This is a genomic window from Sorangiineae bacterium MSr11367, from assembly GCA_037157805.1.
GTDB classification, from domain to species: Bacteria; Myxococcota_A; Polyangia; order Polyangiales; family Polyangiaceae; genus Pendulispora; species Pendulispora rubella.
On the sequence record CP089983.1, the window covers coordinates 12,807,419 to 12,824,736 of the forward strand.

At 63.4% G+C, this 17,318-nt stretch carries 14 protein-coding genes; 5 read left to right on the forward strand and 9 right to left on the reverse strand.

Translation table 11 applies throughout. From position 1 onward, the window contains the following. Positions 1-9 precede the first annotated feature (9 nt). The 5 genes from LVJ94_49930 to LVJ94_49950 all read right to left on the reverse strand — a co-directional run bounded on the left by LVJ94_49930 (position 10) and on the right by LVJ94_49950 (position 5,829). Positions 10-1,083, reverse strand: a complete 1,074-nt coding sequence (locus tag LVJ94_49930; protein WXB05002.1) for a ketoacyl-ACP synthase III family protein — start codon at positions 1,081-1,083, stop codon at positions 10-12. After that, complete coding sequence (locus tag LVJ94_49935; GenBank protein ID WXB05003.1) at positions 1,080-3,365, reverse strand: hypothetical protein; 2,286 nt, start codon at positions 3,363-3,365, stop codon at positions 1,080-1,082. Before LVJ94_49935 ends, LVJ94_49930 begins: the two co-directional genes overlap by 4 nt. Then, a complete protein-coding gene (locus tag LVJ94_49940; protein ID WXB05004.1) occupies positions 3,362-4,477 on the reverse strand; it encodes an isocyanide synthase family protein in 1,116 nt (371 codons plus the stop codon). The genes LVJ94_49935 and LVJ94_49940 overlap by 4 nt, the downstream gene beginning before the upstream one ends. 410 nt (positions 4,478-4,887) lie before the next feature. After that, on the reverse strand, positions 4,888-5,310 hold the full coding sequence (locus LVJ94_49945) for a hypothetical protein (GenBank protein WXB05005.1): 423 nt from the start codon (positions 5,308-5,310) through the stop codon (positions 4,888-4,890). 24 nt (positions 5,311-5,334) lie between these two features. Further along, the gene (locus LVJ94_49950; protein ID WXB05006.1) at positions 5,335-5,829 is read right to left on the reverse strand and encodes a PaaI family thioesterase; all 495 of its coding nucleotides are present in this window, start codon (positions 5,827-5,829) and stop codon (positions 5,335-5,337) included. A 180-nt stretch (positions 5,830-6,009) separates the two neighbouring features. Between LVJ94_49950 and LVJ94_49955 the strand changes: the two genes are divergently transcribed. From LVJ94_49955 to LVJ94_49965, 3 genes are all read left to right on the forward strand, one after another. Then, a complete protein-coding gene (locus tag LVJ94_49955) occupies positions 6,010-6,627 on the forward strand; it encodes a TetR/AcrR family transcriptional regulator (protein WXB05007.1) in 618 nt (205 codons plus the stop codon). A gap of 66 nt (positions 6,628-6,693) precedes the next feature. Further along, entirely contained in the window at positions 6,694-7,665 is a 972-nt protein-coding gene (locus tag LVJ94_49960; GenBank protein WXB05008.1) for a zinc-binding dehydrogenase, read from the forward strand. 141 nt (positions 7,666-7,806) lie between these two features. Beyond that, a complete protein-coding gene (locus LVJ94_49965) occupies positions 7,807-8,595 on the forward strand; it encodes a nucleotidyltransferase domain-containing protein (protein WXB05009.1) in 789 nt (262 codons plus the stop codon). Here LVJ94_49965 and LVJ94_49970 read toward each other — a convergent pair. Both LVJ94_49970 and LVJ94_49975 read right to left on the reverse strand, forming a co-directional pair. Continuing rightward, entirely contained in the window at positions 8,588-9,397 is an 810-nt protein-coding gene (locus LVJ94_49970; GenBank protein WXB05010.1) for an alpha/beta hydrolase, read from the reverse strand. The two genes, LVJ94_49965 and LVJ94_49970, sit on opposite strands and share 8 nt — an antisense overlap. A 35-nt stretch (positions 9,398-9,432) precedes the next feature. Further along, positions 9,433-9,846, reverse strand: coding sequence for an OsmC family peroxiredoxin (locus tag LVJ94_49975; GenBank protein ID WXB05011.1), 414 nt, complete (start codon positions 9,844-9,846; stop codon positions 9,433-9,435). A 238-nt stretch (positions 9,847-10,084) separates the two neighbouring features. Between LVJ94_49975 and LVJ94_49980 the strand changes: the two genes are divergently transcribed. Continuing rightward, complete coding sequence (locus LVJ94_49980; protein ID WXB05012.1) at positions 10,085-10,972, forward strand: LysR family transcriptional regulator; 888 nt, start codon at positions 10,085-10,087, stop codon at positions 10,970-10,972. 141 nt (positions 10,973-11,113) lie between these two features. Here the strand turns inward: LVJ94_49980 and LVJ94_49985 are convergent, their stop codons facing one another. After that, positions 11,114-11,707, reverse strand: coding sequence for a hypothetical protein (locus tag LVJ94_49985; protein WXB05013.1), 594 nt, complete (start codon positions 11,705-11,707; stop codon positions 11,114-11,116). A gap of 162 nt (positions 11,708-11,869) precedes the next feature. Continuing rightward, entirely contained in the window at positions 11,870-15,541 is a 3,672-nt protein-coding gene (locus LVJ94_49990) for a protein kinase (protein ID WXB05014.1), read from the reverse strand. A gap of 671 nt (positions 15,542-16,212) precedes the next feature. On the opposite strand from LVJ94_49990, the gene hemB reads away from it, so the two are divergent. Continuing rightward, the gene (hemB, locus tag LVJ94_49995; GenBank protein WXB05015.1) at positions 16,213-17,211 is read left to right on the forward strand and encodes a porphobilinogen synthase; all 999 of its coding nucleotides are present in this window, start codon (positions 16,213-16,215) and stop codon (positions 17,209-17,211) included. The last annotated feature ends 107 nt before the right edge of the window (positions 17,212-17,318 follow it).

Here is a 17,318-nt window from a genome sequence, read left to right on the forward strand (position 1 = left end):
GCCAGAAAATCACGCTTCCCAGCTCGGACGCTCGAGGATCTCGAGCACCGCGCACGTCAACGAGGAGCCGATTCCGTTGGACATCATGAGCACGTGGTCGCCTCGTCCGAGTTGCCCGCTCGTCATCAGGTGCTCGAGCGCCGTGAGTTGGTCGTTGACTCCCAGGTGACCGAGGCCGCGTCCGAAGTCCACCACGCCGCGCGCGGGGTCGATGCCGAGAGGACCGAGAAGCTGCTCGGCGTAGCGTTCGGTGGCTGCGAAGACGTGCGCGACACGCGTTATTTGGTGCGGCTCCACCTTCGCCTCCGCAAGGACATCGAGGGCCAGATCCGTCCGCGCCCGTTTGAGGCACGTCAAGGCCTCCGACACGCGACCTGGATGGCGGCGTTCGTGCTCGTTGAACCGCGCACCCAAGCGCGTTGGCCGCTCGCGGCGGTAGCTGGGTGGAAAGAGTGGTTCATCGCTGCGAAAGAGTTCTTCCATATCGGTGACCGAACGGGAAGAAATGCCAAGTACGCGCGCAAAGCCGCCCTGGTTGGAGAGCACGGCGGCGCCCCCCGAATCGCCGAGGATGGAACCGGCCTTCCGCCCATGGATATTTTCCGCGTAACGCCAGCGAAACGACGGATCGACGCCAAACGCCGGATCGCAGCCGAAGTTGTCCGCGCCCGTGACGAGTGCCGCACGACGGCCGGGCGCCGCGAGATAGGAAGCCGCCAAGTCGAACGCGTTGAGCAGGCCGTTGCATCCTTGGCGAAGTTCGATGGCGGGAATGTCTCGACCCACGACGCGCCGCTCGACGTAATGTTGCGGACACCACATGTGCGGTCCCTGCGGCAGTACGCTCGCATAGAACAGAATATCGATGTCCGCTGGAGAGCAACCGGAGCGCCGCATGGCCGACTGCGATGCATGCAGCGCCATTTCGACCGGCGCCATATCTCCCGCGACGGCGGCGCTCCACCATCCATCGTGGGTCACCGCGTCGGCGTCGCACCAGCCGCGTTCGGCCGCATACGACGTCATCACCCGCGCCGGAATGTACGAGGCCAGCCCGGCGATGAAGAGCGATGTCGGTGTCATGCTCGGGCCTGGAGCGCGTGATACGGAACGACGGGGATCACGGTACCGCCTTTGACTTGATTGATGAGGGGGCCGTTGCTCGCGCACACGAAACTGCCTGCGTAGCGCCCGCCGAATACGAAGGGATTCCAATTGAAAAACCATCGCTCGAGCGCGGCCGGCAGCTCTGGTGCGGCGCCTTCTTCGCAGGATGGGATTTCCAAAAAGGGAATGGGGCATATTTTCTGCGCTACCCAGACTTCATTCTTGGCTTTTGCGAGCGCCTGACTCCATTGCTCGTCGCTCGCCACGCTGGGTAGGAGCACGTGCTCGGCCGCCGCGCTCTCCGCCCTTTTCAGCACCCAGGAACCGCGCTGGTGCCACTCGCCGTCCCGCGCCGGATCGACGAACATTGTTTTGGCCAGGAGAGATTCCGCGCGGCCGGAAGCCTCGTCGCAAAGGATCGCCAAAGCGGCTTTCGAGCTCGCGACGTAGGCGCAGAGCGGGTTGACCACGCAGACGACGCCGTCGCGGTACGCCCGAAGAAATGGCTCGATGTCCGCGCTTCGGGCGAGGAGCTCGCGGAACGGTGCGCGCCGGTACACGAGGTGCACCGGCTGACCGTCCACTTCGAGGTGCGAACCGGAGCGGCGCATCCGGCGTAAATCGCATACCACCGTGGGATACCCGGCTGCGCGAAAGCCGCGCGCGATGGCGTGGTTCTCGGCGTGCGCCACGCATTCGTCCCAACCCGCGATGGCGATGGTGGGAGGGGCTGCGGTGCCGCCGAATTGCCGGTAACAATCGAGCAACGTGGCAAGCAGCCGTTCCGTGCGGTTCTCGGGAATCGCCCGATGGCGGAACGCATCGAGCTCGGGGGCCTCGAGCAGGCATTCGGTGAGCGTATCCGAGTAGGCCACCAGCCCAGGGCAGTCGCAATTGAGCTCGATGAATACCGGGTCCGTTGCACCGGTCAATGCATCGGGACGAGCTATCGGCACGATGCGCGGGTAGCCCGGCGGCGTTCGCACCAGCTCCTCGGCGCGCGGATCGAGCCTCAATCGCGCATAGATATCGCGGTTCGCGAGCGCTTCGCGCGCCAAACGCTCCACCGCGGCGACCACGGCTTCCGCGCGCGCCGCCCATCCTTGCAAGACGTGGGCGGGAATGAAATAGGGCAACACGAAGGTGGGAAGGGGCTTGTTCGCCCAAAGGACACGGCGCTCGTGCAGAGCGTCCGTGAGCCGCGCCCGCATCCGGCGAACCTGGCCCGAACTCACCTGCAGTCCACACGCCAGCGGTCCCTGCGCGGGTGTCGCTCCTTCGAGGGTGCTCTCCACCTCGAATGGGAGGTCCATGCGTTGCAGGTGAGAGAGAATCCCCTCCAAAATGCTCGGACTCGGGCGATCGACGAGCCGATACAAATGATCGGCCCAACGCGCACCGTGGCGATCCTCGAAATGGCCTTTCAGCTCGTCGCGCAGGCCGTCCAGGGCGGGATCGTCTCCCGCGAGAATGGCGCGCGACGCCTCCTTCAGCATGGCCTCGTCGTTGTAATTGTCGCCGGCCACGATCAACCGATCGCCGTGGACACCGAGCTCGCGCACGAGGACGGCCAGCGAGCCTTCCTTGGTCGCCAACGGGGGCTTGATCCGGAAAATGAGCCGGGTACGCGACTCGTCCAGGCTGGAAAGGACGATGTCTGCACTTCCGCGTTGCCGCAAGCGCGCGAGCAGCGCGTTGTGGATCCGATTCTTGGCGTCTGCGACGGTCGTGACGGCGACGACGCGCGCAACGGGGACGTAGCGGCTGATTTGCCCGTCCGCGGGGCGCAGGCTCGGATCGCCGAGGCGCTCCGGAAATGCGCGCGCGTAATCGAGAAAGGGAATTCCGAGTTCCTCGCCCACGGACGCGAATACGTCGCGGGCCGTGCCGGCGTCGAATCCGCGGTGGAGGACTTCCCACGACGCCATCGGCTTTCCGGCATCCGGACCTTTGCCGGCGCACACGTGGCGGCCATCGCCCGTGACGAGCAGATCCACCGGGGGGAGGCGGTCCCGAATGCGCTCGACCATCGGGTATGCGCGGCCCGTGGTGACGATGAGGCCCAGGATGCCTTGCTCGTTGAGCCGGCGCACCACCTCGTTGAGTCGAGCCTGCGCGGCGATCGCCACGGCAATGTGAGCCTCGGCGCGATCGTGGGCTGGATGGTCCGAGTGGACCAGGTAGGTCCCATCGAGGTCGGCGGCGAGCCAAACCGGATAACGTGGAATATCACGTAGCTCGGAAAAGGGCGATGTCATCGGGCGGCCTCGGTCGGGCGAAACGACGACCTTACGCTTTCCGCGTTGGGCATGGCCTCCGAGGGGACCGGGATCTTCAGCGGCTCGTAGATCTCGGCAATTTTCCGCGCGAGAGGCCACTCGCGGGTCACGGCGTGGGGCGGCACCTCGCCCAGCGCATTCACGTAGAACTTGGCAATGTGATCCTCATCGACGGCCGGGTACATGTATCCCACCGGGCGTCGCGATGCTGGATCGACGACTTCGCGGCATTGGTATTCCTCGGCCACCCGACGCTGAATCACGCGAATACTCGCTCCGCTCGTCCCCTCCTCGCGACCCATGGGAATGGTCACGGCGGCACCGTGCCAGGGTGTGTGGCGGTTGCTTCCCGGCATCGTCGCGATGCTGAACTTCTTGCTCCCGCAACGTTTGCGGTTGCTGGAGAGTCGCAAGGCCTCACCGTCGACATTTTGGAGAAACGCGTCCCACGCCATGGCGAGCTGCATGCCCCGCTTGGCCATATCCCCGACCACGCGTCGTTTGGCTTTGATTCCCAACGAGCTGTACGAAACCGGCTGCCTGCTGCGATCGTTGGGGTCGATCACCACGGTGTGAGGGCGGCCCTCCATGTCTTCGAAGCGAAACCGCTTCATGCTCGTATAGAGATATTCCAAGTCCGGCTCCGACTTGATGGCCTCATCGATGTGCTCCAGCGGCACCCCATAGGTGTCCATGAGCCATCGGCGCATGGCGTCGAAATCGTTGCCGTACTCGTTTTTCTTCAGATCTTCGAGGGTGACGGCTTCGATGCGTTTCTCGGCTCGGATGCTTCGAAGGATGCGTCGAATGCCGGCAACGTAGCGGGTGACGTTCTCGTCGGGCACCCCGACGATGGCCGAGTACGGACGCCCGTCGCTGAAGATGATCAGCTTTGCGCCCGGTGCATAGATGGCGCGAATCTCTTTCAGAATGCTATCGAGATAAAGGAGGGAATACACCTCGGCATCGTCGGGGTCGACTCCCGTGCATTTCCTTTCCGACAAGGACTTGTACGGGTATCCGGGGAGCACCATCCGGACGGGCTCGCCCCGCGCGACGAATTTGCCGACGATGGCGGTGAGGTCTCGCATGCACACACCGCATGGATTCTCGGAGCACATGGCTCGGAATTTGTTGCGATGCGCATGCACGACGGCTGCGATGTCGCGTGCAGTCGTACCCGCCTGCGGGGCGGGGGGCGTGTTAGGTTGTGGGCTGATGTCCAGCGAATTCGAGTGCGATTTTGGAGCAGTCATACGGAATGAATGGGCAGTCGAAACGAGTGCCGTTTTCGACGCGCATACATAATGGAAAACGAAGCAGAGGAAAGAGGATGTTAAGTATTTTGGCGCGCACAAGTGGGAAATGGTCGATCATGTGATCCCTATTCTCCCACTAGGAAACACGTCGATTCGCCACGCGATGAGCCCGCCAATGACTCCTGCCCAGACAGCGAATTAAAACGAGCGGGCTTTGTATCTTGGAAGGCGCGGTTCGAACGTCAGGGCTTCCAAGCGCACAGGCCCCACAGCACCAATGCCGTGGCGATGGCAATCGCCAGCGAGCCGCCCGTCACGACAACCGTGACAATCGTCTCACGCGCGAAGCTGGCGTGATGGCCCGCGCCCGCGATGGGCGTGGCGCGGCTGGTACCCCACAGCGCGGCGAGCAGCAGGCTCGCGAAAATCGCATATAGGCCGAGAATGGCTAGGATCTCGGCCGCCCGCTGCATGCCCGTCGACAGCGCCATGCGCTGCCACATCAGTCCCAGCGCCCAGAGCGCCAATCCACTTTGCACTCCGGTAAGATGGACGGTCACGCCCATGCGTGGGTTGGGCAAGGCCGGTATAGCAAAGCCGATCAGAAGACCGAGCAAGAACAGGACGGTGCCCGACACCAACAACTGTTGCTGAATCGTATTCATCGGTCGTCTCCATCGTGGCGTGCGCTAAGCTGTCTTCGCGGGAAAAATCATGCAGGTTTCGCCGCCATGTGCGAGCAGTTTGCCGCCCGCATCGAGAAGCCTTCCCTCGGCCGTCGCGATCCTGCTGCCGCGGTGGATCAATTGGCCTTCGCCACGCACGATTCCGCTCGACGGTAGGACGGGGCGTACGTAGTTGAGCTTCATTTCGAGCGTCGTATATCCTTCGCCCCTCTTCAACGTGGAATGGATGGCGAAAGCCATGGCGGCATCCAGGACCGTTGCCGCCCAGCCTCCTTGGATCGTGCCAATTGGATTCAAAAAGCGCGGCGTCGGCCGGCTCGTGAAAACGACCCTGCCCTCCTCCACCTCGACGAGATCACACTCGAGCATGTCGAGAACGGGCGGAAATGGATGATGACCATCCATGACGCCGCGCACGAAGGTCAGACCGGTTTCAGCCAACAGTACCTCGTTCGTGACCACGCCGGGCCGCCGAACCTTGTCGTGCAATCCTTCCATTTTTAGCTCCTCCATTCGCCACCATCGAATCTCTCGGGCTGCGCAGCGGCACAGTCGCGGGAGGACGGCGACGTCACCTTTTTCCTGATAGCACGTCGTCCAACGTTTTGTATCATCGTTTCGTAACGGCGTTCCGTAACGTCAGTTTATCTTTATGACGCAGGGTGCTACGGTCCCCTCGTGCCTCGACCGAAGCAACGCACCGATGCGCTCCGTGAGCGTGGGCTCGCCAGCGCCCTGGCCGTGCTCGCCGAGGAAGGGGTGGCAGGGCTGACCACGCGGACCGTTGCCCTCCGCGCGAATGCCTCCGTTCCGGCCATTTACGAAGTCTTCGGCGACAAAGCGGGCATCATCCGGGAAGTCTTCTTCCACGGATTCGGGCTGCTTGCGGACGACCTCTCGCGGCTGCCGCCGAATGCAGACCCTCTCGAGGGCCTTCGACGCCTCGCCGACGCTTTCCGGCAGTTCGTCCTCGCAAATCCGGTGCTGGCTCAGGTCATGTTCTCCCAGCCGTTCGCAGATTTCGATCCCACGACGGACGAGACCAAAGCCGGCGTCAAGGTGCGCAAGGTCTTCGTCCGGCACGCTCAGGCGGCCATCGACGCGGGCTTATTTGCTGGCGACCCCACCGATATCGCCCACGTGTTCTTTGCCTATGTCGAAGGCCTGGCCTCGGCCGAACGCGCCCAACGGCTCGGAGCGTCGAAGCCGTCCGTGGAGCGTCGCTGGCGTCTTGGACTCAACGCGCTCATCGACGGTCTCCATCATGGGCCCGCCGGACGCGCCGCAAAGATGTGACGAGGCGGCGCGCTGGTACCACGATCTGCTTGACCTCAACTTTGCTTGAGGTTCGAGACTGCGTGCATGCGAACGATCGTTGCAACCCGATTTGGTGCGTCGGATATTCTAACCCTGGTGGAGCGGCCCACGCCGGTGCCCGGAATCGGTGAGCTCCGCGTGGATGTGAACGTCGTTGGGGTGGGCTGGCTCGACACTCGGATTCGGGCGGGCCAAGGACCGAATGTGTTCCGTGTGGCGCCGCCGTACGTTCCGGGCAGTGCCGTCGGAGGCACGGTTGCCGCCGTCGGCGACGGCGTCGACCAGGAATGGATAGGGGCGCGCGTCATCAGTCGCCCGAGCGGCGGCATCTACGGCGGAGGATATGCCGATACGGTGATCGCCTCGCCCGAGTCGACGTTTCGTGTGCCCGCGGGGCTCGATTTGTCCGTGGCCACGGCGTTGATGGATGACGCCAGCACCGCCCTCGCCGTCTTCGAAAAGACGCCCGCCATTCAGGGGGAATATGTCTTGGTGGCGCCGGGGTTGGGCGGACTCGGGCATGTGTTGGTGCAAATCGCACGAGCGGCAGGCGCCACCGTCATCGCCGCGGTTCGCGGCGCAGAAAAGGTCGCCGTCGCCCGACGTCTAACGCCTACGGTGGTGAACTACGCGGAGCGAGATTGGCCCGAGCAGGTTCTCGCGCTCACGAAGCATCGCGGCCTGGATGTCGTGTTCGACGGAATCGGCGGGGCCATAGGTGCATCCTCGTTGGCCCTCCTCGCCGATGGCGGCCGTTTCTCCGCATATGGCATGACCAGCGGCGCGCAAACGGCCATTGGCGAGGCGGATCGGCGTCGTGTGACCGTGGTGGACATGTCCCAGCTACCCGAGTTCTGGCCCGACACCTCACGTCGCGTGAAGCTCGTCTTGCAAGAAGCCGCGCTCGGGCGCATCAACCCGATCATCGGTCAAACCTATCCTCTGGCGGAGGCTGCCGCCGCACATGCAGACATCGAGGCTCGCCGTGTGATGGGCAAGACGCTGCTGTTGGCCTGATGGAGTAAAGGCGCACGGCGAATCCGCGTGGGCGCTTCTCGGGCTCGCTGGCTGGTACCATGATGTGGCCTTATTCTGGCCCTACCCGTGGTGCCACGCTATCTCCATATTTTTAGCGAAAGGAGCGCATCCACGAACACCATGCTGCCCATCCATCGCCAAGTCGCCGACCGCATCATCGCCGAACTCTCCAAGGATTCCCGCATCGCCGGCGTCGCCGCCGGTGGCTCGTGGCTTACGGGAATGGACGAATACTCGGACGTCGATCTCGTCGTCGCCGTTTATCCAGAGAGCGAGGCCGCCGTGAGCCGAGAGCGGTTCGAGATCGCCAAACGGTGTGGGCCGCTTCTCACGGCATTCACGGGCGAGCACGTCGGTGAGCCACGGTTGCTCATTTGCCTTTACGGCTCGCCCCTGCTGCACGTCGATTTGAAGTTCGCGGCGCTCTCGGATCTGGGCGCGAGCCGCGTCGAGGATCCTGCGATCCTCTGGCAACGCAACGACGATGTGTCGCGAGCCATGGGCGGCGTGCGCGCCCAGTATCCGCAGCCGGATTTGCAATGGATCGAAGACCGCTTCTGGATCTGGGTCCACTACGGCGCGCTGAAGATCGGCCGCGGCGAATTGTTCGAAGCCATCGATTTCATCGGCTATCTGCGCCAGCAGGTGCTCGGCCCGCTCCTGCTCCTGCGTGCCGGCAAACGGCCAACGGGGGTGCGACGCATCGAGCAGGCTTCGCCCGAAGCGTCGGCGGCGCTCGCGAAAACACTGTGCCATCACGATCGCGCTTCGTGTGGAAAGGCGCTGCGAGCGGCCATCGACTTGTACCGCGAGCTGCGCCGCGGACGCAGCGTCGTCGTGCGCGATGCCGCGGAGATCGCCGCCGTCGAATACCTCGACGCCGTCGTTTCACGTTCGACGGCTACCTGATCTGCGCCGCCGCTGCCGCTTTTTCGATGACGGAGGCCACGGCGTCGGGCCTCGAAACGAAGATCGCATGGCTCCCTTCCGCCTTGGTCACGGTGGCCCCGGCGCGCTTCGCCATCGATTCCTGGGCAGCCGGCGGGATCATCTTGTCGGCCGTCGCGACCAGGTAAAAGCTCGGTTTCGTGCGCCAAGCCGGCGTGGCCACGGTGGCCGAGATCGCCCCCACTCCCCACGGAACCTGGGATGCGGCCATGAACGCGGCCTCGTCGGCGTTGACGTCCGCCGCAAACGATGCCGCGAATTTCGATTGATCCAAGAAGAGGAAGCCGTCCTGAGGTGGCAGGATCGGGGGAACCGGCGCGTCCGGTGGAGGATTGGCGATCAAGGATTGAACGGACTCGCCCTTGTCCGGCGCGAACGCCGTGACGTAGACGAGTGCCGCGACCTTCGGATCGTTGCCGGCTTCGGAAATCACGACGCCACCGTACGAGTGGCCGACGAGGATGACCGGGCCGGTCTGGGCTCCAATCGCGCGCCCCGTCACCGCGACGTCATCCGCAAGCGAAACCGTCGGGTTCTGCACCACGGTGACGGGATATCCGTCGCGCTTCAGGATCTTGTAGACGCCTTCCCAACCCGATCCGTCGACGAAAGCACCGTGCACGAGCACGACGGAGGGCCGCGTTCCCGCGGGCGCAGGCTCCGATGGACCACCAGACCCCGGATTCGCGTGAGCGTTTGCGCAACCGGCGAGGCCTGCGCACACGAGCGCCACACCCGTACCGAGATAAATACTCTTGTTCATTGGAGACTCCTGCTTTTCGTCGCGGCTCGCTAAGTTTAATTCACGATGTTCAAGTCGAGGGAGATCTCGAGTTCGAGGACCTTCGAGATGGGACACCCAACTTTGGCGGCGGCTGCCGCCTCCTCGATCTTTCCCTTGTCGGCGCCCCGCGCGGTGACCGTCGTCGTGAGTGCGCTCTTCGTCAGCGTTTTGTTCTCGAAGGTGATCTCACAGGTCGTCTCGATCGACTCCGGCGTGATGCCGCGCTCCCCGAGCTGAGCGCCGAGTGCCATGCTGAAGCAGCTCGCGTGGGCAGCGGAAATGAGCTCCTCCGGATTCGCCCCCGGCGTCCCCTCGAAGCGGGTCTTGAAACTGTATGGCGTCCCCTTGATCGCGCCGCTGGCGACCGTGAACGTCCCGCTACCTTGCTTGAGGCTTCCTTCCCATCGGGCATTGGCACTACGCTTCATGGTTCATTCTCCATTTCAGTGAATCTGTATTGCGACGATGAATCGATGTTCGTGATGGCGCGCGTCGTCCGAGCGAGCTACGAACGCCACGTCGGAATGGATTCGAAGCTGGTTCGGTCCGCCTTCATGTGAGCCGTTGTGAAATAGCCTTCGCGTGGGGGCGGGACAACGGCGTGCAGCGTCGATTCCGTTGTGAATTTGATTCACGAATCAACGTGCCGACGGATACACTCGAGCGATGCGCAGGGCGGATAGGGCGGGCGATGTCGCGGACGCGGCGCACGGACTCAAGTTGCTCGTCGCGATTGCCGACGGCGGTTCGTTCACCGCCGCCGGTGCGCGTCTGGGGCTGTCGCCCTCCGCCGTGAGCAAGGCGGTAACGCGGGTCGAGAAGCGGCTCGGGGTTCGGCTGCTCCAACGAACGACGCGTCGTGTGGCGTTCACCGACGACGGCGAGGCGTACATCGCGCGCGGGCGTCAGCTGATCGCCGACTTCGAAGGGCTCGAGCGCGAGACGTCGTCGCGCGGCGACAAGATTCGCGGGACGCTCCGGGTATCTGCGCCGATGATCTACGGCTCGGTGAAAGTAGCGCCGCTGCTCGCCGCGCTCGCACGCAAGCACCCAGCGCTCGACGTGCATCTCAAGTGCGAAGATCGGCTCGTGGACATGGTCGTCGAGCGCATCGACGTTGCCGTGCGTGTGCTCTCGGCGCTACCCGCCGAATTCGTCGCGCGCGAGATCACCCCGGATCGGCGCGGTCTCTACGCCAGCCCTGCCTACCTGCGTGGCGCGGGTGCACCCACGACGCTCGACGAACTCGCTTCGCACGCGCTCATCGCGTACAGCGGCGCGGCCACCAACCTGCGACGTGGTCGGGTCGTGTTTGCCACCGACAGCATTCTCGCCGCGCGCGAAGCCGCCCGCGGGGGACTCGGCATCGCCGAGCTCCCCGACTACCTCGTGCGAGACGACGTCGCGGCCGGATTGCTGCGCGGGGTTCTTCCCGGCGCGGTGCCAGTGACGAGGCGAATCTACGTGCTCTACTTGCCATCGCGATACTTGCCGCCGCAGGTGCGCGCGTTCGTCGATCTTCTGGCACGTGACGCGCGCTCACGCCCATGGTGACCTCGTCGCTCGAATCGCTGTTCGAAGGTCGGCCCCCCGAGGTTCTCGCGGTCCACCGGCTGACGAATCTTGACCAAGAACTTGCGTGTTCTCTCGACATAGCCCAGTTGGCTCGGGTCAATTCCTCGACGGCGGCCGTCTCTAAGGCACGCACGTGGTTTGCGGGTAGCTCGGGCACGATAGGGGGACGGTGAACGAGCCCTGGATGTGTCCATCCGCGTAGGTAATGTCGAAGGTTCCCGATACGCTCGAGTCCGTAACGGCCGTGAGAACCACGTTGCCTGACTTCGCGCCGCGATCGGGACTTGGCTTGCAAGAGCCATCGAGTTTGACGAATGGCGCGTCTGCGTAGGGTGGCGTCGAATGCGTTTGGTCCCAAATGGGAAACGTCCCCGGCTTGAGTGTCGCGTCGGGGCTCTCGAGGTCCAAGTTCAACAACGTTGCGTTCTGGCGCATGAAGCCCGTGGCGCAAAGGGCCTCTCGGTCCTCGAAGATCATGCGGAGGCGCGTCTTGCTGCCCGAGGCGTTCGTCGCGACGATCACACCGAATGCGTTTGCGTTCGCGAGCGTGACGCCTCCCGCCGAGCCAGTCATCGTGAGTGGGGCGCCACCATCGACGAGCGAGGCACTATCGCTTCCGAGGCCAGAATCGCTGCCGCCGTCGTTGGTCGAGCCTCCATGGGATGCATCGTCATCGTCGCAGCCGACGATGACGGAGGTTACACAGAGTCCCATGAGAAAAAAAGCCGCTCGTCGAAGGTGCATGCTCGCTCGAGTCGCAACAAAGATGCCAGCGAGTGAGCGGGTGGCCAAGCCTTGATCCCCTCGGCGTGTGAACGGCGCCCGAAGCCGTATCGGATCGCGCTGTCATAGGAGTAACTCGAGATCCCTGGACTTCTAGCGCCTCGACGCCCGGCCTTCGAAGCTGTTCGAGGCGAGCGCTTTCTCGAGCCAGACGCGCGCGCCTGCTGCCTTCAGGTGCTTCTGCGCCAAGGCCCGGAGTGCACTCGCGCCCCCGGGATGGCGCGATGCCCGACGCTCGGAGAGGGTCAACAAGGTAATGCCGAGCTGCAGAACGTTGCCCGAGTCACTCGCCAATTCACGTGCGATTTCGAGCTGCTCATCGCCCGCCGGACCAGGAAGGACGGCCGCGAGCGCCCGTCGAGCCAGAATTTCGTCGAACCGATTGGCGTGGACCGCACTGGTGGCGCGGGCCAGTGCGAGTTCGGCGGATTCGCGGGCCGCACCGACATTGCCCAGCGCCTGCTCCAATCGGGACATGTAGACGAGTGCGAAGGTCTCCAGCCGAAAATCGCGCGCATGCGCGTCGGTGATGGCCTTCGACAGCGCGGGCCGCGCGGCATCGTATTCTTTGCGGAGCACCAAGAGACAACCACGGTACACCGCGACATAGAGCTTGAGCCAGGCGTCGCCGGGCATGACCTTTTCACTGATTTGCGCGCCACGTTGCACGATCGCGGTGGCTAGCTCGATATCGCACCGCTCCAAGGAGTAAACCGGCGTAAAGATGGCGAGGTTGCGCTCGGGAAGGGGCGGATTGCCCACCCGGCGCATCCGATCGTTCAACTCGGCATGGTAGCGGTCGAACTGAGACGCATCCCCGATGACCGCTGCGCGCACCACCAGCGACAAGAGATGGTAAATGCGAATCTCCGGAATGCCCAATTCGTCTGCAATCTCGATCGCGTCCGAGGTCGCGCGCGGGTCGAGGTCATTCCCCATGAGTGCCGACATGAGATTCAGGAAATAGCTGCCCATGGCCAGGGCCCAATAAAGCCGTGTCGGTCCGCCTGGTTTCTCGACGCGAAACGCGCGAAGCACGGCCAAGTGCTCCTTCATCTCTTGGACGAGGCTCACGAAATGTCCGTGGTGGAGCAGTCCTCCCCCGCCCGCGATGTGGGCCGCAGCGCGGAAGGGCGAACCCTTGTCATTCTCCGTGTCGGCTCGATCGATCGCACTTTGAAAATCCGTCAAGCGACCCATGATGGCCAGCGCCATGCATTGCAGAATTCGATATTCGGATCTCTTGAGGAAAGCTTCTTCCGCGCTCATGTGCGCATGGACCGGAATTTCGCGGAACGCCTTTCTCGGCTCCGTGAGCATCCGACGATGTGCGATCTCGCGCCCTGCATCGAGATCGAGCGTTCTATCCCAATAGGAAAAAAGCTTCGACGCGAATACGAATGATTTGGGGGTGTCGCAGGAGTAACCGGTTTCGATGAGCTTTCCCAAAGCGGGGACTTGGAGCTCGGTCCGATTGGGATAATTGGGGTGCTTCTCGAGGAGTGCCTCGGCCTCTTTGAGGATCCGATATCCTTCGAGCATGCCGCTGTTGGCAAGAAGATGCTGCGCGGCGAACAGCAGGGGAGCAATGGCTCGTGCGGGCTCGAGCGAACGCGCGAAATGGTAACCCACGGCGCGGGCCCCCGCAGGGCTGCCTCCCACCGTGCGATCGAGGTACTCGGCGATCCGTCCGTGGTACAGGCGCTGCTCGAGAGCCGGCGTGGCCGCGTAAATCGTCTCGTGGACGGTATCGTGTGCAAAGTGGTACGTCCCGTCCGCGTATTGCAGGAACTGACGCTCCACGGCCTCTTCCAAGGATAGAAATAGCTTCTCTTCGCTCAGCTCTCCGGCCGCGCGCACGAGGGCCATATCGAGGATGCGTCCGGCCGGGGCGGCTCGCCGCAGAAAAGCGAGTTGGTCCTGAGAGAGCGTCGAAAGACGCTGGCGAATCACTTCCCCGATGCTGCTCGGCAACGCGATGGTTCCCAGATCGGCATGGGCATGCCATTCTCCGTGCAGTCGGCTCAGCGCACCTCGCTCGACCAGGGCGCGCAGGCACTCGGTGGCGAAAAAGACGTTTCCGCCCGTCGTGCCATACAGATTGTCGATGAATGTCCGGGGCACGTCGAAGCCGGGCAGGGCGAGCGAAACCAACTCGCGCAGTTGCTCGTGCGACAGCGGAGGAAGCTTCAAGATCTCGGCCGCGCCTGCGAAAACGGTGTGATAGAGCGGCGAAAAGGTGAGCTCGTCCGATCGAAGGGTCCCGCACACCAGCCCGCGCGTGCCGTGAAGTGCATGAACGATGACGTTCAGATGCTCGATGGTGGCATCGTCGGCCCAGTGGAGGTCTTCGAAGGCAAGGACGAATCGCCGCACCTTGGCCAGCTCGGTGAGCCACTGGGCGAGTGCTTCGAACACGATCAGCTTGCCTTCTTGCGGCGCCCGCGCGAAGCCTTCGCTATTCGCGTACTCGGGCGCGAAGAGGGGGGCGAGCGGTCCGGAAATGCGCGCGAACATCTCCGGCGGTGTGATCGGTATAAGGAATCGCAGGGCGTGTTTGAGCGGCGTCAGCGGCGCGACCCCTTCGGCGTGGCATTGGCCGAAGGCCACCGTGACATCGGCCAGTTTGGCCTGAAGCTCCAGCTCGGCCAAAAGGCGCGACTTGCCGGTGCCCGCGGGTGCGGCAATGAACACCGCGCGAGCCTGACCTCGCTCCGCGGCCTGCAACGCATCCATCAAGCACGCGGATTCGTGTTTCCGCCCCACGACGGTCGGCACATGGAGATAGCTGGCCCGGCAGCCGAGTGGCTCTTCGAACGCCGCCGCATCACTGGCCTTGGCGAGGGCCACGATCAACCCGTTTGCGTTGGGGTATCGCCGTGCCGGGTCTTTGGCCAAAAGGCGAAGGATGATGCTTTCCAGCTCCGGATCGATCGAGGGGACGATCGAGGATGGCGCCGGCGGGGGTTCGTCCCGCTGAGCACGCAGGATCTCGGTGACCGTCGTCCCGTCGAAGGGGTATCGCCCGGTCACGGCGAAGAACCCGAGGATCCCGAGCGAATAGAGATCGGCGCGGCCATCGATGGCACTACCCACGAGCCACTCGGGGGCGATGTACGCGGCCGTTCCCCAAAGGCGTCCCGCCGTCGGAGTTCCGAGCTGGTGCATCAGGCCGAAATCCATCAATTTGATATCGCCGTTCGGCAGCAGGCGAATGTTGTCGGCCTTGATATCGCAGTGCACGAAGAGCCGTGCGTGGATGAACGCGAGCGTCTGCGCAATGCGCATGAGCAAGTCGAACGCCTCGTTGCTGGCAAGAGGGCGATCGTGCACGCGTGTGTTGACGTCCTCGCCATCGACGCGCTCCATGGTGATGTATCGATTGCCCGAGGGGAGGACGCCGCAGTCGTACACTTTGAGGGTGAAGGGGTGCCGCAGCCTCTTCATCGCGAAGAATTCGCGACGAACCATGAGCACACTCTCTTCGGCTTCGTCGTAGTGAACGTCCGGGAACGCCTCGATTTCCTTGAGTGCCAAGCGCCGTCCTTCGACGACGTCGTGCGCGAGCCAGACGCGCGAGGTCCCTCCGATTCCGAGCAGCTTTTCGATGTGGTACCGGCCGTCGACCTCCCTGCCCGGCTGCAGAAACGTGGAGGCCTTCGCTCCGCCGCGACGCTGCGCGTCGTTTCGCGTGGTGAGCCGTTCGGTGCGGACCATCGCGGGATCGTCCGTGACGTGTTCAGGACCGATGCTTCGCGGGGGCACGCGCGCATTCTATCATTGCATACTCGACGCAGCGTGGTCGTATGCCATGCGTTCATCCGAAGTTGTCAGTGCAGAGCTCGCGCGAATCGTTTCAAGAACCTCGAGGCCGCTCGCCAGGTCGTCCTCCCAGTCGAGAGGCCGCGCTGCTCACGCGAGCAGTGTTTATGAATATCCCGTCTATTTGGATAACGCGGTAATTGCGATTCGAATGTAAACAAAGGACACGAGTGCAAAATGAGTGTGGGGCCCGATGATCGAGAGCGTCGTGATGAGCCCCCGGTCTTATCCGCGTCGACGATCGCGCATATGACGACCGCATAGCTCTTCACGTTGGTGCCTGCGGCGGTGAGGTGGGCGTGGATCTTGCAGCTGACAGTCTCGCTTCCACGCTCCGAGGGCCCCCTTCGTCATGGCGGGTACTTCGCTGCGGGGACGGATGCATCGAAGTGGGTTCTATTGCAAGCGGCACTCGTGTGATGCGTGGCTAAGAAGTCGCCGAGTGGAAACTCGAACGAGATCAGGCTGCTCACCGCAGTGCACCACGAGGAACGTAGGCGTGTCGCCATGAGCACTCGCTCGGTGATGCCTCCGTCGAGCTCCCTTGGCACTTCCCGATTCCGTTCTCGCGCTTCCCCTTACCACCGCCACGATTGCCCACTAAGGTTCACCGCATGCATACCGGCTCCTTTCCCCGAACGCGGATGCGGCGCAATCGTCGTGATGACTGGTCGCGGCGGCTCGTGCGCGAGCGTCCGCTCGGTGTCGATGATCTCATTTGGCCCGTATTCGTCCAAGAGGGGGACAACCAGCGCACGCCGATTCCCGCGATGCCTGGGGTGGAGCGACTATCCATTGATATCTTGTGCGAAGAGGTCGGGCGTGCGGCCGAACTCGGGATACCGGCGGTGGCACTTTTTCCCATTGTCGATCCCGCCACCAAGTCCGAAGAGGCGCGGGAAGCTACGAATCCCGAGAATCTCGTTTGCCGTGCGGTGCGCGCGCTGAAGGAGCGCGTCAAGAACATTGGCGTCATTTGCGATGTGGCGCTCGATCCGTTTACCAGTCACGGACAAGATGGCCTCGTTCGCGATGGATACGTCGTGAACGATGAGACGGTCGCCATGCTCCAAAAGCAGGCCGTCGTACAGGCACAGGCGGGGTGCGATGTCATTGCGCCGAGCGACATGATGGACGGGCGCATCGGCGCCGTGCGCGATGCACTCGATCGCGAGGGGTTCATCCATACGCGGATCATGTCGTATGCGGCGAAATATGCATCGGCGTATTACGGGCCGTTCCGTCACGCGATGGATACGGCGAGGAATCTCGGTGCGGCGGACAAACGTACCTATCAAATGGATCCCGGCAACAGCGACGAGGCGGTGCGGGAAGCGGCACTCGATCTCGACGAAGGCGCCGATATGTTGATGGTGAAACCCGGGATGCCGTACTTGGATATCGTACGTCGCCTCAAAGAGGAGCTTAGGGCGCCAACCTACGTGTACCAAGTGAGCGGTGAATACGCGATGCTGCGGAGCACCGCGGACCTGGGCAGGCTCGATTTTCGCGCGGCGATGCTCGAGGCACTCGCGGGCTTCAAGCGTGCGGGTGCCGACGGAATATTGACCTACTCCGCCGTCGATGCGGCGCGTTGGTTGAAAAACGGATGACGGTACGCGCTCGATATGCTGGACATCGACTCGACGAGATCGCACGCGCAGAGGGTTCGACCGAAGGAGGAGCCTTCTTCTGGCTCTACACGCCGGCGGAGTCGGTC

Bases quoted from the DNA above. Each gene is read 5' to 3' on its own strand.
- LVJ94_49945 (WXB05005.1), bottom strand. From the start codon at position 5,310: ATGAATACGATTCAGCAACAGTTGTTGGTGTCGGGCACCGTCCTGTTC.
- LVJ94_49980 (WXB05012.1), top strand. From the start codon at position 10,085: ATGCGCAGGGCGGATAGGGCGGGCGATGTCGCGGACGCGGCGCACGGA.
- LVJ94_49930 (WXB05002.1), bottom strand. From the start codon at position 1,083: ATGACACCGACATCGCTCTTCATCGCCGGGCTGGCCTCGTACATTCCG.
- LVJ94_49985 (WXB05013.1), bottom strand. From the start codon at position 11,707: ATGGGACTCTGTGTAACCTCCGTCATCGTCGGCTGCGACGATGACGAT.
- LVJ94_49940 (WXB05004.1), bottom strand. From the start codon at position 4,477: ATGCGAGACCTCACCGCCATCGTCGGCAAATTCGTCGCGCGGGGCGAG.
- LVJ94_49960 (WXB05008.1), top strand. From the start codon at position 6,694: ATGCGAACGATCGTTGCAACCCGATTTGGTGCGTCGGATATTCTAACC.
- LVJ94_49935 (WXB05003.1), bottom strand. From the start codon at position 3,365: ATGACATCGCCCTTTTCCGAGCTACGTGATATTCCACGTTATCCGGTT.
- LVJ94_49975 (WXB05011.1), bottom strand. From the start codon at position 9,846: ATGAAGCGTAGTGCCAATGCCCGATGGGAAGGAAGCCTCAAGCAAGGT.
- LVJ94_49965 (WXB05009.1), top strand. From the start codon at position 7,807: ATGCTGCCCATCCATCGCCAAGTCGCCGACCGCATCATCGCCGAACTC.
- LVJ94_49970 (WXB05010.1), bottom strand. From the start codon at position 9,397: ATGAACAAGAGTATTTATCTCGGTACGGGTGTGGCGCTCGTGTGCGCA.
- hemB (WXB05015.1), top strand. From the start codon at position 16,213: ATGCATACCGGCTCCTTTCCCCGAACGCGGATGCGGCGCAATCGTCGT.
- LVJ94_49950 (WXB05006.1), bottom strand. From the start codon at position 5,829: ATGGAAGGATTGCACGACAAGGTTCGGCGGCCCGGCGTGGTCACGAAC.